This is a genomic window from Gluconobacter sp. Gdi (assembly GCF_014132155.1).
Classification (GTDB): Bacteria; Pseudomonadota; Alphaproteobacteria; order Acetobacterales; family Acetobacteraceae; genus Gluconobacter.
Genome location: NZ_BLJQ01000012.1, coordinates 28,277 through 45,169, shown reverse-complemented (window position 1 = coordinate 45,169; position 16,893 = coordinate 28,277). Strand labels below are relative to the sequence as shown.

The 16,893-nt window shown below is 60.6% G+C and carries 15 protein-coding genes and 1 pseudogene; 4 read left to right on the top strand and 12 right to left on the bottom strand.

What is annotated here, in order from left to right:
• From JN414_RS14160 to JN414_RS14140, 5 genes and pseudogenes are all read right to left on the bottom strand, one after another.
• Positions 1-395: pseudogene (locus tag JN414_RS14160) on the bottom strand (hypothetical protein); the annotation flags it as partial.
• A gap of 174 nt (positions 396-569) precedes the next feature.
• A complete protein-coding gene (locus tag JN414_RS14155) occupies positions 570-1,016 on the bottom strand; it encodes a hypothetical protein (protein ID WP_035378678.1) in 447 nt (148 codons plus the stop codon).
• Entirely contained in the window at positions 1,013-1,948 is a 936-nt protein-coding gene (locus JN414_RS14150) for a DUF2493 domain-containing protein (RefSeq protein WP_194265281.1), read from the bottom strand. Before JN414_RS14150 ends, JN414_RS14155 begins: the two co-directional genes overlap by 4 nt.
• Positions 1,949-2,273: 325 nt before the next feature.
• A complete protein-coding gene (locus JN414_RS14145; protein WP_035378747.1) occupies positions 2,274-3,335 on the bottom strand; it encodes a toprim domain-containing protein in 1,062 nt (353 codons plus the stop codon).
• Complete coding sequence (locus tag JN414_RS14140) at positions 3,335-7,633, bottom strand: bifunctional class I SAM-dependent methyltransferase/DEAD/DEAH box helicase (protein WP_194265282.1); 4,299 nt, start codon at positions 7,631-7,633, stop codon at positions 3,335-3,337. Before JN414_RS14140 ends, JN414_RS14145 begins: the two co-directional genes overlap by 1 nt.
• 198 nt (positions 7,634-7,831) lie before the next feature.
• Between JN414_RS14140 and JN414_RS14135 the strand changes: the two genes are divergently transcribed.
• The 4 genes from JN414_RS14135 to JN414_RS14120 all read left to right on the top strand — a co-directional run bounded on the left by JN414_RS14135 (position 7,832) and on the right by JN414_RS14120 (position 10,374).
• Positions 7,832-8,107: an HU family DNA-binding protein gene (locus tag JN414_RS14135; RefSeq protein ID WP_035378684.1), complete on the top strand. Its 276-nt coding sequence runs from the start codon at positions 7,832-7,834 to the stop codon at positions 8,105-8,107.
• A gap of 114 nt (positions 8,108-8,221) precedes the next feature.
• The gene (locus JN414_RS14130) at positions 8,222-8,653 is read left to right on the top strand and encodes a hypothetical protein (RefSeq protein ID WP_035378686.1); all 432 of its coding nucleotides are present in this window, start codon (positions 8,222-8,224) and stop codon (positions 8,651-8,653) included.
• Positions 8,634-9,617, top strand: a complete 984-nt coding sequence (locus tag JN414_RS14125; protein ID WP_052051222.1) for a nucleotidyl transferase AbiEii/AbiGii toxin family protein — start codon at positions 8,634-8,636, stop codon at positions 9,615-9,617. The genes JN414_RS14130 and JN414_RS14125 overlap by 20 nt, the downstream gene beginning before the upstream one ends.
• On the top strand, positions 9,586-10,374 hold the full coding sequence (locus tag JN414_RS14120; RefSeq protein ID WP_035378688.1) for a hypothetical protein: 789 nt from the start codon (positions 9,586-9,588) through the stop codon (positions 10,372-10,374). The genes JN414_RS14125 and JN414_RS14120 overlap by 32 nt, the downstream gene beginning before the upstream one ends.
• Before the next feature lie 16 nt (positions 10,375-10,390).
• Here the strand turns inward: JN414_RS14120 and JN414_RS14115 are convergent, their stop codons facing one another.
• From JN414_RS14115 to JN414_RS14085, 7 genes are all read right to left on the bottom strand, one after another.
• Positions 10,391-11,035 carry a hypothetical protein gene (locus JN414_RS14115; RefSeq protein ID WP_035378691.1) on the bottom strand — a complete coding sequence of 215 codons (645 nt, stop codon included), beginning with the start codon at positions 11,033-11,035 and terminating at the stop codon, positions 10,391-10,393.
• The gene (locus tag JN414_RS14110) at positions 11,028-11,438 is read right to left on the bottom strand and encodes a hypothetical protein (RefSeq protein ID WP_035378692.1); all 411 of its coding nucleotides are present in this window, start codon (positions 11,436-11,438) and stop codon (positions 11,028-11,030) included. The genes JN414_RS14115 and JN414_RS14110 overlap by 8 nt, the downstream gene beginning before the upstream one ends.
• 80 nt (positions 11,439-11,518) lie before the next feature.
• Positions 11,519-12,706, bottom strand: a complete 1,188-nt coding sequence (locus tag JN414_RS14105) for a DUF932 domain-containing protein (protein WP_035378694.1) — start codon at positions 12,704-12,706, stop codon at positions 11,519-11,521.
• Positions 12,707-12,855: 149 nt separating this feature from the next.
• Entirely contained in the window at positions 12,856-13,218 is a 363-nt protein-coding gene (locus JN414_RS14100; protein ID WP_194265283.1) for a DUF6915 family protein, read from the bottom strand.
• Positions 13,208-13,708, bottom strand: a complete 501-nt coding sequence (locus JN414_RS14095; protein ID WP_035378699.1) for a DUF6878 family protein — start codon at positions 13,706-13,708, stop codon at positions 13,208-13,210. The genes JN414_RS14100 and JN414_RS14095 overlap by 11 nt, the downstream gene beginning before the upstream one ends.
• Positions 13,709-13,799: 91 nt before the next feature.
• Positions 13,800-15,890 carry a ParB/RepB/Spo0J family partition protein gene (locus tag JN414_RS14090; RefSeq protein ID WP_194265284.1) on the bottom strand — a complete coding sequence of 697 codons (2,091 nt, stop codon included), beginning with the start codon at positions 15,888-15,890 and terminating at the stop codon, positions 13,800-13,802.
• A 160-nt stretch (positions 15,891-16,050) separates the two neighbouring features.
• The gene (locus JN414_RS14085) at positions 16,051-16,650 is read right to left on the bottom strand and encodes a glutathione S-transferase family protein (protein ID WP_035378701.1); all 600 of its coding nucleotides are present in this window, start codon (positions 16,648-16,650) and stop codon (positions 16,051-16,053) included.
• Positions 16,651-16,893 lie beyond the last annotated feature (243 nt).

Here is a 16,893-nt window from a genome sequence, read left to right as displayed (position 1 = left end):
GGAAGAAAGTTCTGGAACGCCGTTGCGGCCAGCCGATCGAGGCGCAGCCGGTCTTCGGCTAGATCAGCCATCCGACAGAGGCCATGGTGTGCGGACCCGCCAGCCCCATGGAGAGACGATGCCGGCATGACCGGTCCGACAGGTGGGGAACGTGCGACATAGGAGGATATCGCGCTCGCCCGGTGCGACCGTCTTACCTGCTGTTGGCGCGGATCGCGGCTAGAGACACCCGCCCCTATCTGCCGCGTCCCTGCTACAAACGGTTCGAGCCGCATTCTATGGACCCGTCGTTTCAACGAAGGCTGGGCAGCCAGTTGTCCGCTGGACGATCCCTGCTTCGCCACTGCAGTTTCGACCTGTTCACCGACGCGGAAGGGGACCACCGCCTCCCTCATCCATCGTCCCCGCAGCCGGAACGGGGAAAAGTTCTTCCCTCCTCCAGTCCGGCGTGAGGGGTGGGGCAGTCCGGCTTAATCTCCTTCAGTGTGGAAACAGGTTGCGAAGGCGCACTTTATCGAAGTCATATGTTGATATATCTCTATTTTGCATTTCTACATTGTGCGATCGACTCAATGCTTTCGTATAGAAAAGAGGAACTCGTTATCATGAAGGCCGGTCTTTTCGTTCTTCCCATTTTTTCTGGATTTATGCTGGCCAATATATCTGCGGCGAGTGCTCAGAGCGTATCGTCCTGTTCTGTCGATGCTGTAAACGAGATCGGAAAGAACAGGAGCGCGGAGGATCTGGACAAAGAATTCAAGGCACATACCTGCTATTCCGGACATCGGATTGAAATCAAAAAAATTCAGCCAGTTCCCGAAATAGGCACGGGTCGAGTATCGGGAGATGGCGACTATTATCGGCGTCTTCTTTGCGAAGAGGGGAAACCATTTCATATCGACGGTGCCTATAGCGGCGTTCAGAGCATCTCCTGCATTTATAAAAGCATATCGAAAGAATAAACTCTTCTCACCACGGATGTTGATATACCCTTCTTGGAGAACGATGGCGCTCACGCGCCACTGTCCTTGCGGAACCGCCAGACCGGGATACCCATCTGTTTGGCCTTGTCGGCCAGATTGTCCTGAATGCCCGATCCGGGGAATACCATGACCCCGATTGGCAGGACTTTCAGCAGAGCGTCGTTACGCCGGAACGGGGCGGCCTTGCCGTGCCGGTTCCAGTCCGGTTTGAAGGCGATCTGCGCCACCTGCCGATGATCGGCCCACCGGGAGGCGATGAATTCCGCCCCCTTCGGTGAACCGCCGTGCAGCAGCACCATGTCGGGATGCTTCTCCCGCACCTTGTCCAGCCGGTTCCAGATCAGGTGATGGTCCTCGTAATCGAGCCCGCCAGTGACCGCGACCTTGGGTCCGGGAGGCACGAGCAGTTCGGTTTCGGCCTTGCGGCGGGCGTTGAGGAAATCGCGGCTGTCGATCATGGATGCCGTCAGGGTGCTGCGGCTGACCAGCGAACCGGAGCGCGGTCGCCAGGGCGACATGGTCAGGCGTTCGAACTGGTCGCAGGCGAGGGCGCGGAAGATCTCGTAGGCGTTGCGTCGCTCCAGCAGGGTCAGGCCCTCGGCGATGAGACGTTCCAGTTCCACCGAGCGGATCTCGCTGCCATCCTGTTCCTGCTGGCTGCGCTTCTGCGCTGCCTCGTTGCGATCGAGATCCCGTTCGACCTGCCCGACCATGCGGTGAAAGACGTTGACCGTGGACCAGAGCAGCGGTTCGAGATCGGGTTCCAGCCTTGTGTCGGTCAGCGTGGCTGACAGGGCATCGAAGATGTCGGCGACCGCGCCACCGATGCGGGGTGCTTCGGGCAATGGCCGCGGGTCCGGCTCATCCTCGAAGGGACGGTGGCCGTAAAGCTGGAGTTCCGCCAGCACATGGGCGGTTGAAGAGGTGGCGTGGGCGGGTTCGAAATCGTCCTGTGTGCGGGTCATGGGTCTGTCCTCCGGTTCTGGCCGCGCCACTCGCGGCCTTTCCGGGGGCGGATAGCGGCAGACGAAGGCCGGGCCGGAACCGCGCAACGCGCGGCCGGAACGCAGTGAAGGATGGCAGGGAGACGGCTATTTTGTTTCGCGATGCAAAGCGCGGACGCAGTCCCGCGCGGCGGAAAATAGCCGGCTCCGCCATTGCAGGCCCGGCCTGGCTGACGCCCGCTCCCCCTCTTAAAAGGCCCGCGGGCGTGCCCCACCCGGAAGCAAGGCAGGACAGCCCCGCACGACAAGGAAAAACGATGCCCCCACACCCCCTTCCCGGCCCGCCTCAGTGCGCGACGGGTTGCAGGAACCGCGCCACGTCCTGCGGGGCAAGCTGGGGATGCAGGATCGCCCGCATCGCCCCGCGCCCGAGATAGCGCAGATCATCGTTGAAATCCGCCAGACGCGGTGACAGCACAAGGCACTCGATCCCGGCCTCCTGCGTCCGGGCGAGCAGGGTCGTCACCGCATGGTCGCCGGCCGGGTCGTCATCGCGCAGCACGTAGAGGCGGCGCAGGGCAGGCGGAAACGCCATGGCGGCGAGATGCGCCGAGGACAGGCAGGCGGCCAGTGGCAGATCGGGCATGACCTCGCGGAGCGACAGCACCGTTTCGATCCCCTCGCCTGCCGCCAGAGCGTCAGAGGCTGCGCCAAAACGCACGGCATGGCCGAGCAGATCGCCCATCGCCCGACGGGGTATGGCGACAGGCGCCTTGCCGCGTCCATCGCACGCCAGCCAGGTGCGATGAACGCCGGTGACGCGACCTCCGAGATCGGTGACGGCGGCGATCATCGCGGGCCAGGTCTCGGGCGGACTGTCGGCATCAGCGCGATAGTAGCAGTCGGGGTGAAAACGCAGGGCAGCCAAAGGGGAACAGCGCGTCAGATCGCGTCCCCGCAGATAGACAGCCGCGACACCGGACAGGGGCCGGCTGGCATCCCACAGGCGGCGTGCGGCGTCCGTGCTGCTGCCTCCCGTCCCGGGCCGGTGCGACGGGGACGTTCGCGGGCGATCCGCCGCCCGGTCAGGTTCAGGCTGAGGCAGCGCCAGAAAGCTGCGCGCCTCGTCAGCAACGTCGCGGAATTCGATCAGACCGAGGCAATCACGGATCAGGTCGAGCAGATCGCCGAACGCACCGGTGCTGGCATCCGTCCAGCGCCCGGCGGCCCCGCGCCCTTCCGAAGGGCCATGCAGGCGGACATAAAGCGAGCGGCCGGGGGTGTTACGAACATCGCCGACCAGCCAGTAATTGCCATGCCGTCGCCCGGCCGAGAGGTAATGACGGCACACCGCCTCGGCGTTCTCCGCCAGACGGCGTGACAGGTCCCGTGCATCATGCTCCGCCATCATGCCGCCTCCCTTTCCGTCACGCGCTCAATCGGCCAGGTTTCGAAGAGCCGTTCCAGAACCTTATCGCCCGCCTCATCGACCGGCACGAAAAACCGCAATGTCCACGAGATGATTTCCGAAAACAGGCCATAAGCCCGCAAACGTTCCCGCATCCCTTCGGTAAAGCCGGTCAGTTCGATCCGCGCCCGTCCCATCACCCGCACCCGCCGCACCTGCATGCGTTCGGCCAGATGCAGGACCGTTCCATCGTCCAGCATAGCCCTGCGTGCGTCCTGCCCGGATAGCGACAGACTGCCGGTCACTCCGGCACTGGTGGCCCATGCCACAGGTACGCGCCGGCCGAGCACGCGTTCGCCGTCACCGGTCTGCAGCCGATAGACCCGTGCATGATCTGTCGGCAGACGTTTCCAGACCGGCAACAGCAGCCCCGTCACCATATGGAACTCGGTCTCGACGAATTCATCGACCGTACGCAGATCCGCCTCCCACAAAGCCGCGAAAGTGGCCTCATCCACAGCCTTCCAGTGGCTCGCCGCGAAGGCGTCACGCGAGAGGATCTGCGTGTCCATGGACCTGACCAGGCGGACGCGCCATTCGAATTCCCCGTCTTCGGTCACCAGGCCGGGTGCCGGAACACGCACCGCGACCCGCCCCGACTGGGTATTGCGCACAAGACCGGACTCCCGCTCCCGTCCCAGAGCCAGTGCTTGCGAGAGCGTAACGGGTTCCGAGCGCCGACGTTCCCGGATGGTCAGCAATTCCGTGTCCGCACCGGTTTCGGCATGGGTGTGGATGGTCTGGCGCGCGAGAATGGTGAAACTGTCCGCACGCAGGGTTTCCAGCCCCGCATCATAAACACCAGCCGCCACCGCCGCCTCGACACGTCCAGCCAGCAGATCCTCGAATGTCGCGAACAGCAGGTTCTGCAACGCCACCGGCAGGGCGAGCATCCGGTTGAGGAACGTGGAAATCGGTGGAAGCTTGTCTTTCAGGCCCGTATCATCGACCAGAGACAGACCCGTCGCATCCTCGAATTGCGCCAGTGTGCAGCCTTCGACCTTCTCCCGGGCGAGAAGACGGTAGAACTGCCGCAGCGCATCGCGCGCATAAGGACTTTCGAGGTTGTCTTCCGGGCGGAACAGCCCCTGCCCGCCCGTCTGACGCTGGCCCCGGGTCATGGCGCCCAGCGTGTCCAGCCGGCGGGCGATGGTGGAGAGAAAGCGTTTTTCCGCCTTCACGTCCGTGGCAATCGGCCGGAACAGAGGCGGCTGCGCCTGATTGGTCCGGTTGGTGCGACCCAGCCCCTGAATGGCGGCGTCCGCCTTCCAGCCGGGTTCCAGCAGGTAATGCACCCGCAAACGGCGGTTCGCAGCGGAAAGCTCGGCGTGATAGGACCGGCCGGTACCTCCGGCATCCGAGAAGACCAGAATGCGCTTGGCATCATCCATAAACGCCTGCGTCTCGATCAGGCTGGCGGCGGCGGGTCGGCTTTCCACGGCAAGCCGATCCCCCTTGCGCACCACGCGCCGCGAGCGGCCGGTCACCTCGGCAACGGCATCGGTGCCAAAATGCTGGATGATCTGATCGAGCGCGCCAGGCAGTGCCGGGAGCGCTGCAAGCTGTTCGATCATCGCATCCCGCCGGGCCACGGCCTCACGGCTCAGGACAGGCCTGCCGTCGTGAAAGACCGGCCGTGAATACACATGATCCGACCCGTCGCTATAGGGTTCATAAAGCTGGACCGGGAAAGAATGTTCCAGATACCCAAGAACGTATTCGCGCGGCGTCACATCGATCCGCAGGTCATTCCAGTCTTCCGGCGAGATCTCGGCCAGCCGCCGTTCGGTCAGGGCCTCCCCCGTGGAGACAAGCTGGATGACGGCCGCATGGCCCTCGTCCAGATCGCGCTCGATTGCGCGGATCAGGGTCACGGTTTTCATGGCCGTGATCAGATGGTTGAAAAACCGCTGTTTCGTGCTCTCGAAGGCCGAGCGGGCGGCAGCCTTGGCCTGCCGGTTCAGCGTGCCGTCCGTTCCGGTGATGTTGGCCGCCTGCATGGCGGCGTCGAGATTGTTGTGGATGACCATAAACGCCTGGGCGAAGGCGTCATAGATGCGGATCTGTTCTGGCGTAAGCTGATGCTCGACCAGTTCATATTCGACGCCATCATAGGAGAGCGACCGGGCGGTATAGAGTCCCATGGCCTTGAGGTCGCGCGCCAGGACCTCCATGGCCGCCACACCGCCGGCCTCGATGGCGGCAATGAAATCGGCCCGTGTGACGAAGGGGAAATCCTCCCCGCCCCAGAGGCCCAGACGCTGGGCATAGGCCAGATTATGGACCGAGGTCGCACCCGTGGCGGAGACATAGACCACCCGCGCATCCGGCAGGGCATGTTGCAGGCGCAGTCCGGCACGCCCCTGCAAGGAGGCTTCCTGATCGCCCCGCTCTCCCTTGCTGCCAGCGGCGTTCTGCATGGAATGCGCTTCATCGAAGATGATGACCCCGTCGAAATCAGCCCCGAGCCACTCGACGATCTGCTGGACGCGGGAGGCTTTCGCGCCGCGCTCTTCGGTCCGGAGCGTGGCATAGGTGGTGAACAGGATGCCCTCGGTCAGACGGATAGCGATGCCCTGCGAAAAACGCGACTGGGGTGTGACCAGCAGCCGTTCCATTCTCAATGCCGACCAGTCGCGCTGCGCGTCTTCGAGGAGTTTGTCCGACTTCGACACCCAGACCGCGCGCCTGCGGCCGTTAAGCCAGTTGTCGAGAATGATACCCGCGACCTGGCGGCCCTTTCCGGTGCCGGTGCCATCGCCAAGGAACCAGCCGCGGCGGAACCGGACACCATCGGGATCGTCCTCACCGACACGGGTGAGGATGTCCCATGTCTGATCGGCTTTCCACCGACCTGCCAGAAAGCGATCATGGGCCTGGCCAGCATAGATGACGGATTCCAGTTGAGCGTCGGAGAGCAGGCCGTCATGGATGACGGCGTCAGGGAGGGTTGGCTTGTGGGAAGGCCCGGGCGGGCGCACCGAGGCCATGGCGGCCGACTGGACCAGTTTAGTGGGATGCGACCGGGCGCCGGGAATTGCGATGGTCTGGAGACGATAATCCTCATAAAGAGTATCAGATAGACGTGTCGCCGCAGTTTCATGCTTATCCGGCGGCAGGATGTCATACGACAAAAGTGCGCCCTGCATCTCAGAGACCGTCCTGTGACCCGCGGCGGCCTTGCGCCCGAGATAGCCGCGCACAGTGCGGGACAAGGAAAGAGCAGCAGAGCGTGACACTGGCGACGATTGGCGGGTCTGCGGCTGACGGGACGGCAGATCACCGGCGATCCAGCCCAGCAGGGTCGAAACATCCGGGGCCGTGCCGTGGGCCGCAACGAAGTGCGATGGCTCGGAAGCAGGTGTGCGATCGAACACCAGAAGCCGCGTTTCAACGCTCGTGCCATGCTGCCGATAGAGTTGCCCCGCGACACCCGCCGAAAACACCAGACGGGCTTTGGCCTGAAGAGTGGAGAAACCATCGGTCCAGCGCGGGTTATCAGGGCAGAAGGACAGACTGGTCAGGGCGACCAACCGACCACCGGGCCGCAACCGGTCCAGTGCTGAGGCGATGTGCCGGAAGGTCGTGTCAGGTGCGCGACCGGCCACATGCACCGTCGCCGAGAAGGGCGGATTCATAATGACCACATCCGGCTGGATGGTCTGCGGCAGATAGTCGTGGATCTGTGCGGCGTCATGCCGGAACAGGCGGGCTGCCGGAAAGAGCGCTGCCAGCAGGTCAGCACGGCCCGGCGCCAATTCATTGAGGGTCAACGAGGCACCGGCCAGTTCGGCGAAGATGGCCAGAAGACCGGTCCCGGCGGACGGTTCGAGTACGTGCTCGCCGCGCGCGAGACCCGCCGCCCGCATCAGGCAGAACGCCAGTGGCAGAGGCGTTGAGAACTGCTGCCAGGTCTGGCTGTCGTCCGACCGACGCGTCTGCGAGGGCATAAGGGACGCAAGCCGTGCAATGCTGGTGAGGAGATCCGCATCGCCCGAGGCGCGGGCCATCAGGGCCGGTCCATAGCGGCGCAGGAACAGGACGGACGCGGCTTCGGCAGCGTCATAAGCCATTTTCCAGTCCCACGCGCCTGTCGCATCAGGGGCCTTGAAGGCGCTCTCCATCGCCTGGCGCAACCGGCTGGCGTCCAGTTTCTCACCGCGTTCGAGATGGGCGAGAAGCAGTCGTGCGGCGGCGTGACCGCTCGTCTCACCGATAGGGGTTACAGGCCAATCCATGACGGAAGTCTCCGGGGAAAAAAGACGGACGGTCCCGGCACGCCTCCCTCTCCCGCACCGGAACCACCCGGTTCAGAACCACCCTTTCCCTCTCCGCTGCCGCACATCCGGGGCACGCGGGGCTTGAAGCCGCCACAATCTCTTCGTAACGGTTTTGCGAGGCTTACGCCTGAACCATTCCTACAGAAGGCATTGCACATGAAAATTTCCGAACTGGTCGATCAGATCGCCGAGACAACCGACGCCAGCAAGACCGACACCCGCAAGGTGCTCGATGCGCTCGTGGAGGCGATGACCGCCGCAGCCAAAAAAGGCGAGGAGATCTCCCTGCCCGACTTCGGCAAATTCAAGGTCAAGGACGTGCCGGCCCGGGAAGGACGCAATCCGGCGACCGGTGACAAGATCCAGATCGCTGCCTCCCGCAAGCTGACGTTTACGCCCGCCAAGGCCCTGAAAGACGCGTTGAACGACTGAAAACGCGCCCTCTCCGATGGTCCTGACAAACAGCAGGATGTCCTATTTTTGTGGATCGGAATGTCCTGTTTCTGTTACTGTGCAGGAGCATCAGGGAGGTCCATTGAGGTCATCATGACCCAGCCACGTCGCACCAGAACACTGAAAGATCGGCTGAAGACACGCATTCGCCGCGCACGCAGCGACGTCTTCGTGCCGCGTGACTTCGCCGACCTTGGCGAATATGACAGTGTCAAAAGAGCCCTTCGACAGCTCATTGTCGAAGGCGAGATCGCGCGTCTGGGCTACGGGGTCTACGCCCGCGTGAAAACGAACGGCCTGACTGGTCGCCCGATGCTTGCCGTCCGCGGCGGCTTTGATGGAGCCGTACGTCAGACTCTCAGCAAACTGAAGGTCAACTGGCGGGAGTCCGATGCGGTCCAACAGTACAATAACGGACGCACGACACAGGTTCAGGCCAATCCGGTCTTCGAAGTCCAGAGCCGGTTCAACCGGAAACTGCGCTACCGAAACCTCGAGGCGCGGTTTGAAAAGCCTTACGCCTGATCTGCTCGCTGAGGTTGCCGATGCGCTTGACCTGTCATCAGCATCTCTCGTGGAAAAGGACTACCGCGTTGTCGAGGTGCTGGCAGCACTTCAGCATACGGACCTCCCTCAAGGGATAAGTCTGGTTTTTGCTGGCGGCACGTGCCTTGCTCGTGCTCATCGGCTGGTCGCCAGAATGTCGGAAGACGTGGATCTGAAGATCGCGATTACACCGCTGCCGTCGAGTAAGAATGCGGCCCGGAAAATTCTGGGCGCCCTGAAGGAGACCATCAGAAAAATCACCGCAGACCTCGGGTTTCCCGATCCGGTCATTTCCGCGAAAAATGAAAACCACTATATCTGCGCCGAGCTGAGCTATGCGGACAGCACGGGCGAAGACGTCGAACTGCGCCCGCACCTTCTCGTCGAACTGACATATGCCCCCGCCGCTCTCCCGACCGTCGAAAGATCGGTCCGGTCGTTCGTCAGCGAGGCGACGAATTGCGAACCAGAGATACAGCAGATCACCTGCATTTCCGTGGACGAGACCGCTGCAGAGAAATTCGTGGCCCTGACCCGTCGGACAGCAGGTTATCTGGAAGGACGGAAAACAGACGCTTATGACCGCTTCCTGATCCGGCACGTCTACGACCTGCATTGCATCCTACCCCATCTCGATCTGCCTCGCGTCTCGACACTTGCCAGACAGATCATGGTCAGTGACGCAGAGCAGTTTAAGAGGTGGTTCCCTGCGTATGCCGCAGACCCGGAGGCAGGCACCGAACAGGCGTTAGCCTATCTTATGACGAATTCAGAATGTCGTGATTCCTTCGATCGGTTTCAGGCATCCATGGTTTACGGCGAACATTTCACCTACGACACGGCAATGGCGTCAGTACAGAGTCTCTATGCCGCCATTAAAGAAACCGAAAATCATGTAGATGAAAAGAACGATGTCGAACCAAATAGAAAACGACCGAAATAAAGACAACGACGATAAAGATTATCACTTTTCCAAAGGAAAAACCGGCAGGATCGTCCGTTGGCTGCTCCGCATTGGCAAGCGGTCTGAAACCGTTGATGAAACTGTCACCGCACCCGCCGTCCTTACACTTATGGCATTCCTGTGGACTGACAAACATCCGGATTGCGGCCAGTTTCCGATCTGGGTCTATGTCGCCTCCGTAGCTGCAGCCGGAACCTGGTACGGTCTCGTCAGAGGGGGGCCTGAATTTATCCGCCCCTTCTTCAGGGGCATCTTGACGAGCGGCCTGACCACGATCGCGCTCTACCTTTGCTTGCCTCATATTGCGCAGCCGCAGGAATGGTCTTCCATATCAGGTAATATGATCATCATGGGCATGGACATGTTTTTCTTCGCCCATGCGCTTTCAGCTATCGCGCGCGAGTTTCTATTAACGACAGAAAATCAGTGGGAAAAAGGACGTATACGACGCCAAGAAATATTTGCCCGAGGCATTAATTTTAATGCGTGGTCCAACACATATTCCTCATTCTCTGGATTTATAAAATACCTAGGATCTCAGTTCTATTTATTCTTGTGCTTACTTACTACATCAAAATCTATGGAGGGATTTCCTCCTCTGCTATGCGCTTTTATTATTTTGTTACGTGCCGCTCTTACTGTGTGGGGGGTGGGATATTTTTCGGCTAAAATATCCGGGATACATTTTTGGCACATGCTCTCCAGTCTCGCGCATTTATTGTCTCCACGTATCTAGCTTGCATCTTTGCCAATCATGAAAACCGGTCTCCTCCTACGGTAAACGTATATCGATTGGCGCGGATGGCGTCATCAATCACCCCATCGGTGGTTTGATAGTCCCATTCGCGTTCAAGAGAACGATACAGCCAGCGTGCCAGATCGCGCAGGGCCTCGGTAACCCCTTCCTCCGCGTCAGCCGTCATATCCTGATCCGACGGGCTGTCGCGACTGACGTCGATCCGCATCGTATATTCATGGTAATAGAGGCCGCGTTGGGTAATCCGCGCGGTCAGCTGGTAGAAATTCCACCTCTGGAGCGCAGTTAGCTGGTCTGCAATGGCATGAAGCGCCTCGTCCTGCGGCGCGTACTGACGGATTTTATGGGACGCACGCGGCGCATATTTGTAGACACCCTCGAACGAGGCGCCGTCCCCCTGACTGGAAAACCCCCGGAAATAGATGCAGGGATCGCATACGCTGGACGGGCCTGTCGAACGCCGTGATACCGTCGCAACGTCCACCCCGATTACGGCGCATATGCGCAGAAAGTCCTCATAGACAGCATCCCACCAGGGAAAAGCGTCCAGAGTATCCCGATACCAGCAACGGGCTTTTTCGCGAGCGGCAGCGGACAGTTCATCGATCTGATAAACGGTGACGGAGAGGATCTCAGGCATCAGGATCATCTCCTTCGAGAGCACCGGCCAGCCACTCGTTGGTGCTGGTCCAGCCGACGGATTTACCCGCCCCAAGATCAATGAGATGCGCGCCACCCCCGAAAGCGTCGAGACGGGGACGCGAACAGGTATTTGCATACTCCATTCCCCACAAACCGGAGAGTGAAAACGCTTCCGCGCATTTCAGCACGAATGCGATGACGCATTCCGGGTCGCCGCCAGACTCATCATGGATCCACAATTCAGAAGAGCCTTCCCTAGACAGCAGAAGGGAGAACCCGTCAGAGAGACAAAAACCATCTTCATCCTCCGTCTCGTTCCGATAGAGTTCCAGCGCTTTGAGCGCGTTTTCATGTGTTCTTACGTCGAGAAGGCAGGAGAAATGCGTAAAATAATCGGCCATTTTCGGACCCTCCATACAGAAAAAGCCCGGAACAAATCCGGGCTTTCGCAAAGGCAACGATGAAAAATGCAGCTGGAAGATCAGACCCGCTCCATGAGCTTGCGGGCCTTGCCTTCCAGATCGAGCCGCGTGTCCTGATTGCTCTTTGTGCGGGCAAAGGCCGTAATACCCTGCACGAAATCGAACACGCTTTCCGGTGGCCGGCCTTCCTCATGCAGGACCGTCTCGATGATTTTCGCCGTCTCGGGTTTCGAGAAGCCCTGTCGGCGCAGAAAACGCTCGCGGTCGTCCTCGTCACGGGCTACGATCTGCTTGCGTGATTCCTGAATTCCGGAAACGAACGATGCTGTGCTGGCGTTTGCGAAATTCCGCAGCGCAGGTGCAGCCTGTTGGACAAAGCGGGAGGCCGCAAACTTGCTGTGCCGGATCGTGATCTGCTGCAGATTTTCCTGCCCCCAGATCAACCGGTTCTGGCACACACCGCGCAAGTAGAAAGAGGCAATACCGAGGCTTTTGCTACCGACTTCGGAATTCCATGCGTAAAACCCCCTGAAGAAAAGATCAGGATCGCCATTTGGCAGCCGTCCCGCCTCGATCGGATGCGTATCATCGACGAGAAACAGGAAAACGTCCCTGTCCGAGGCATACAGGGTTGTGGTTTCCTTCGTGATGTCCACATGCGGATTATGGGTCATGGTCGCCCAGTCAATGACACCCGGTACTTTCCAGTTCGTATCCCCTGTTCCATTACCGGCAATTTTTCGCACCGCACCCACAAGCTCGTGGTCCCAGATCCGGCCGTAATCCGGCCCGGTCACGGCCCGCAATTCGACACGGCCGTCGCCGGTCTCCAGCGTCTTGACCAGTTCCGCCCGATGGGACAGCAACCCATGCTGTAAGTTGATCGCGGCTAGCGGAGCCGGAAGATTACGCAGGTAAGACGACGGCGCGCTAACAAGGCTGCACAGTTGCCCGAAAGACCAATGGGTCGGCGCAACCGGCGCACTCTGGCCGGGGACAGACAGGGTCAGCCGCTCGGCGTTGTCGCGTGACGCGTCCACGCGGATGGCGCGGCTCTCCACCGTGCGCGCTGTCGCCCGTTCCGCACGGCTCAGGGTCGCCGCGTGCAGATCAGCGAGTGAGAGATAACGCTCGTCATCGGGCCGGGAATACCACTCGGACGCCACACGGTGGTCAACCCGGCCACGGGAAGGATCAATACGAAACCCGCTGGCGGGACGGGCTGAAGGAAGAACGGTCATGGTCATGGAAACTCTCCTCTTGCGCCGGATATTCGGCACAAAAGGCGAAGCCGCCCTCTCCCTCTTCAGGGCATGACCAACATGAAAAAATGCGGCTTCCGGAGACCGAAAGCCGCGTCATGACCATAGAGAATAATAGAGTGTTCAGAACGTTATCATGAGTTGTCGAGGTCGGTCTCCAGCATCTGATGCGGAGACTTCGCCCGTCCCATCCACGGTTGCGGCCGGATTTCCTTCAGCCAGTCTACAAAACTCGGGATAAAGCCGAAATCTTCGCGCATATGCTGCTCACCGATCAGCCGGACGGGCACGACCCTGCCCGTTGAAAGCGTAAGGGTGACACCAAATATCCGCTCCGCGAGGTAGATCCCTTCAGCATGATGCCGCAAGGCCCTGTGACGGAAGTCTGCCGATATCCGCTTGGACTCGTCGAAGAAGTCATGAATTGGCAGGAAATCGTCTACCGTTCCACCCCACTGCCGCACGGAAGAGAGGGCATGATGATAACTATGCGCCATGGTCGGCCTCCTCTGTCCAGCTATGTTCGTAATATTCCGAGGACGTATAGCGCTCGTTGAATTCAAGCGTGACGGTTCGCTCAGGCACGTCAAAAATGATATCGCCATATGCGCCATCATTATTTTCCCAGCCGCCATGCGTCTGTGCAAGGGCGTCGTAACAGACATTCTCGATCGCATCGTTGAGGGAGCCGGACACCTGGGTAACGTCAGCATCGGGCCATGACGTGGTCTTCATGGCAATTTCGCGCTGAAGAATGTCGGCCTGGTCTTCGGGCGTGACAGTGATATCCTCTATTTGGCCGCTGTCCCCCTCGCCATTAAAGGAGACCTTGACCTGGGTGATGCCGTGAAGGGCGAGTGTGGCGAATACAATCCGCCGGTTCTGCACCGCCGCATCTCTCTGCGCTGCTTCGTGACGTTGCCAGCGCAGCGTATAGTCAACCGGGGCAGCTTCAGGGGTGGCGGGGACGCCTGATGTTTCTGACATGACAAGCTCCATCGGATCATACAGTTGGAAGAAAGGGCGGGCCGTGACTCCGCGAACCTCGGGATCACGGCCCTGAGTGGTTGGGAAATGGTTATTCAGCGGCGATCTCGGCGTTCAGGAAGGCCGGCAGTTCCACGTCTTCCGCTGTGTGGTTCTGTTCCTCGTCAGGCGCGGCATGCTCAGGCAGCCCCGCACGCAGTGCTTCGGGCAACCAGCCGAAACCTTCGAGCAGCCGTTCCGCCTCACGGGCCATATCCGCTTTCTTGAGATGCGCGATCAGCCCCGCCGCCTGTTCACCGCGTGCTTCGCGCACGGCGTCCAGAATATGCGGCTTGGTCACGCGACCGAGATAGTTTTCGACCGTCGGCTGCCAGCCCGCCTCGACCGGATCAAGGCGCAGGGCCGATGCCAGCCGGTTGCTGCGGGCCAGTCGGCGCTCAATCGCGCGCGGAGAAACTGACCCGTGCGGATTGACCTTCTCGAACAGGGCATTCACCCCGAAAGAGAGGCAGTGCGCGAGAAGGGCCGAACGACTGGTCTCATCCAGCCGATCCAGCCACGCCCAGAGTTCGTCCTCGTCCTGCGGGAGATCCTGCTTCCATCCTTCGTGCCGCGCGCGCAGGGCATGGGCCGCCAGACTGCTGCCCAGATCGGGCGCCTGGATCGGGAACCCGACAACGCGCACCCCGGCTTCGAGGCAGGCACCGCTGCGATCGTCGCGGAACAGGCTGAGGCAGAGCGTATGCAGGAATTCGGTCAGCGCCACATCGGGGTTGCTGGCAAACGCATCACGAAGGGCCAGTGTCCGCCACGCCGTCAGTTCGGAGAGCAGGCGATCCGGGATGGGGCGGCGGAGATCATCCTCGTCTTCGGCGTCGTCGGGCGCAGTGTGCTGTCCCGTCGTGCCGGCAGTCGTGTCGTCAGCATGGTCCTCGGAAGTGGCGCCGTCTTCCAGGGCTGCCGCAGGATCGTGCGCGTCGGAGAGGTTTTCATCTTCAAGGTCTTCCGGATGGGCAAACCCGCGCTCGATCAGCAGGGTGCCGTCGCTGTCGAGGCTGACGAAGGCTCCTCCCCGCACGATGTCGCCCGGATCGAAAATTGCAGGACGGGTTTCAAGGGCTTCGATGGCCTGTTCAATCTCGCCAAGGCGATGATCGATTTCGTCGGGCAGTTCGTCGGCCTCGGCGTATTCCGCTTCTATGGTTTCCTGCTCCGCACGCAGGGCGGCCAGACGCGCGGCCTCGTCCTCGGACAGCAGCGCCGGCGTCCCGTCGATCTCGACCAGATGGCGGGTGTGCCCCCAGGGGAACGACAGGGCTGTCTCGACCCATTTCCAGCCTTCGGCCCTGACCTCCTCGGCGGCTGCCTGTAGTTTCTCTATCACGAGACGATCGAGGATAGCGGGATCCTGCAGCCAGCCCCCATCATCGTCCTCGAACAGATCGCGCATGACATGGCCGCCTGCCGCGACATAGGCGTCCAGACCAACAAACCGCGCACGGGCATCCGACGCCCGGACGGTCTTTTCGGTCAGCATCCGCCGGATGACGTAAGGTTCGCGATTATGGCTCTGGGCGACGATTTCCCAGACCTGCTCCTGACGCGCCGCATCATCGCTGATGGAAAACGCCATGAGTTGCTCAAGCCGCATGCCATCCTGTTCGTAGACGTCCAGCAACTTTTCGGAGACGCTCATCAGGCGTAGACGCTGCTTGACGACCGTGACCGGCACGAAGAACGCCGCCGCGATTTCCTCCTCGGACATGCCTTTTTCGAGCATGTCGCGGAAGGCCCGGAACTGATCCAGCGGATGCAGGGCCACGCGCTGGACGTTTTCGGCGAGAGAATCATCCTCGGCGAGTATGGACGATCCTGCCTCGCGCACGACGCAGGGCACCGGGGCGGTCTTGTTCAGCTTCTTCTGCTTCACCAGCAGTTCGAGCGCGCGAAAACGTCGCCCGCCAGCCGGGACTTCGTAGGTGCCGGTCTCGGCCCCGCTGTCGTCGAGGACGGGGCGGACATTCAGGCTCTGCAACAGCCCGCGGCGCTCGATATCCTTGGCCAGTTCATCGATCGAAAGACCGGACTTCACACGCCGGACATTGGCTTGGGACAGGACCAGCTTGTTGAACGGAATGTCACGCGAGGAACTGAGCGCGATTTTGGAAACGGCGGTTGCCATGGCGAAAAACTCCATGACGGGCGGACAGGAGACTCTCTCCTACCCTCTCAACCCGTCACGGAATTCCCAACTTCACTTTCCCTCTTCATAGCCGCTTCGAGGTGCACGGCTTTCCCCATGAGGAAAGAACGGGCACGGATGTAGCCATGCGTAAAATCGCTTAGTGATCAACGGGAACATAGCCCGGCAGCTTTTCCATGTTATCGATCCAGCGCCGTAATGACGGGTAAGGATCAAGGGCGATGTCGCCCTCCGGCGCCAGTGCGAGATACGGATAGGCGGCACAATCCGCGATAGTGGGTCGGTCTGCTGACAGCCATTTCTGGGTGCTCAGATGCTGGTCAATGACCTTGAGCGTTCGCTGGCTGTTACGTACGGCATCGTCGTAACGCAGGGGATAGTCGAACAATTTCACAAGCCGTGCGTCTGCCGGACCATGCTGGATTTCATTGACGCTCACCGACAGCCACTCGATGACGGCTGCCCGGGTTGCCGGATCTGCCGGCCACCAGTCTGTCTTGCCGTATTTTTCCGCCAGATAGACGAGAATGGCCTGAGAATCCCAGATCACGGTCTCTCCGTCCTGCAGGACCGGTACCTGCTGCCAGGGGTTGAGGGCGGTGAACGCGGCTGTTTTATGTGCTCCTGCCACAAGGTCGACATCCTGAATGTCAAGTTCAATGCCCGTCAGCGCTGCGAACAGCCGAACCTTGTAGCAGTTTCCCGATGGGGGACAGTTGTAGAGTATTGGTAATGTCATAACCGGTCGTTCCTTGGTTTCTTCCGCCGGAGCAGATCACCTGTCCCCGGCGCATCAAGTTTGGAGACAAAACGAAATCAATGATCGACGCAAGGAGTGACCGGTCGGTACAATTCTGTTAACGCGCAATTCACCCCGCCATTCCCTGGCGTCGGGCGGTTGGAAAGGTGTTTTGCGCTGGGCGTATCCACCTCCTGCCTATTTCCCTACAGTGGACAACCGAAGCCGTTCACCGCGAGACCA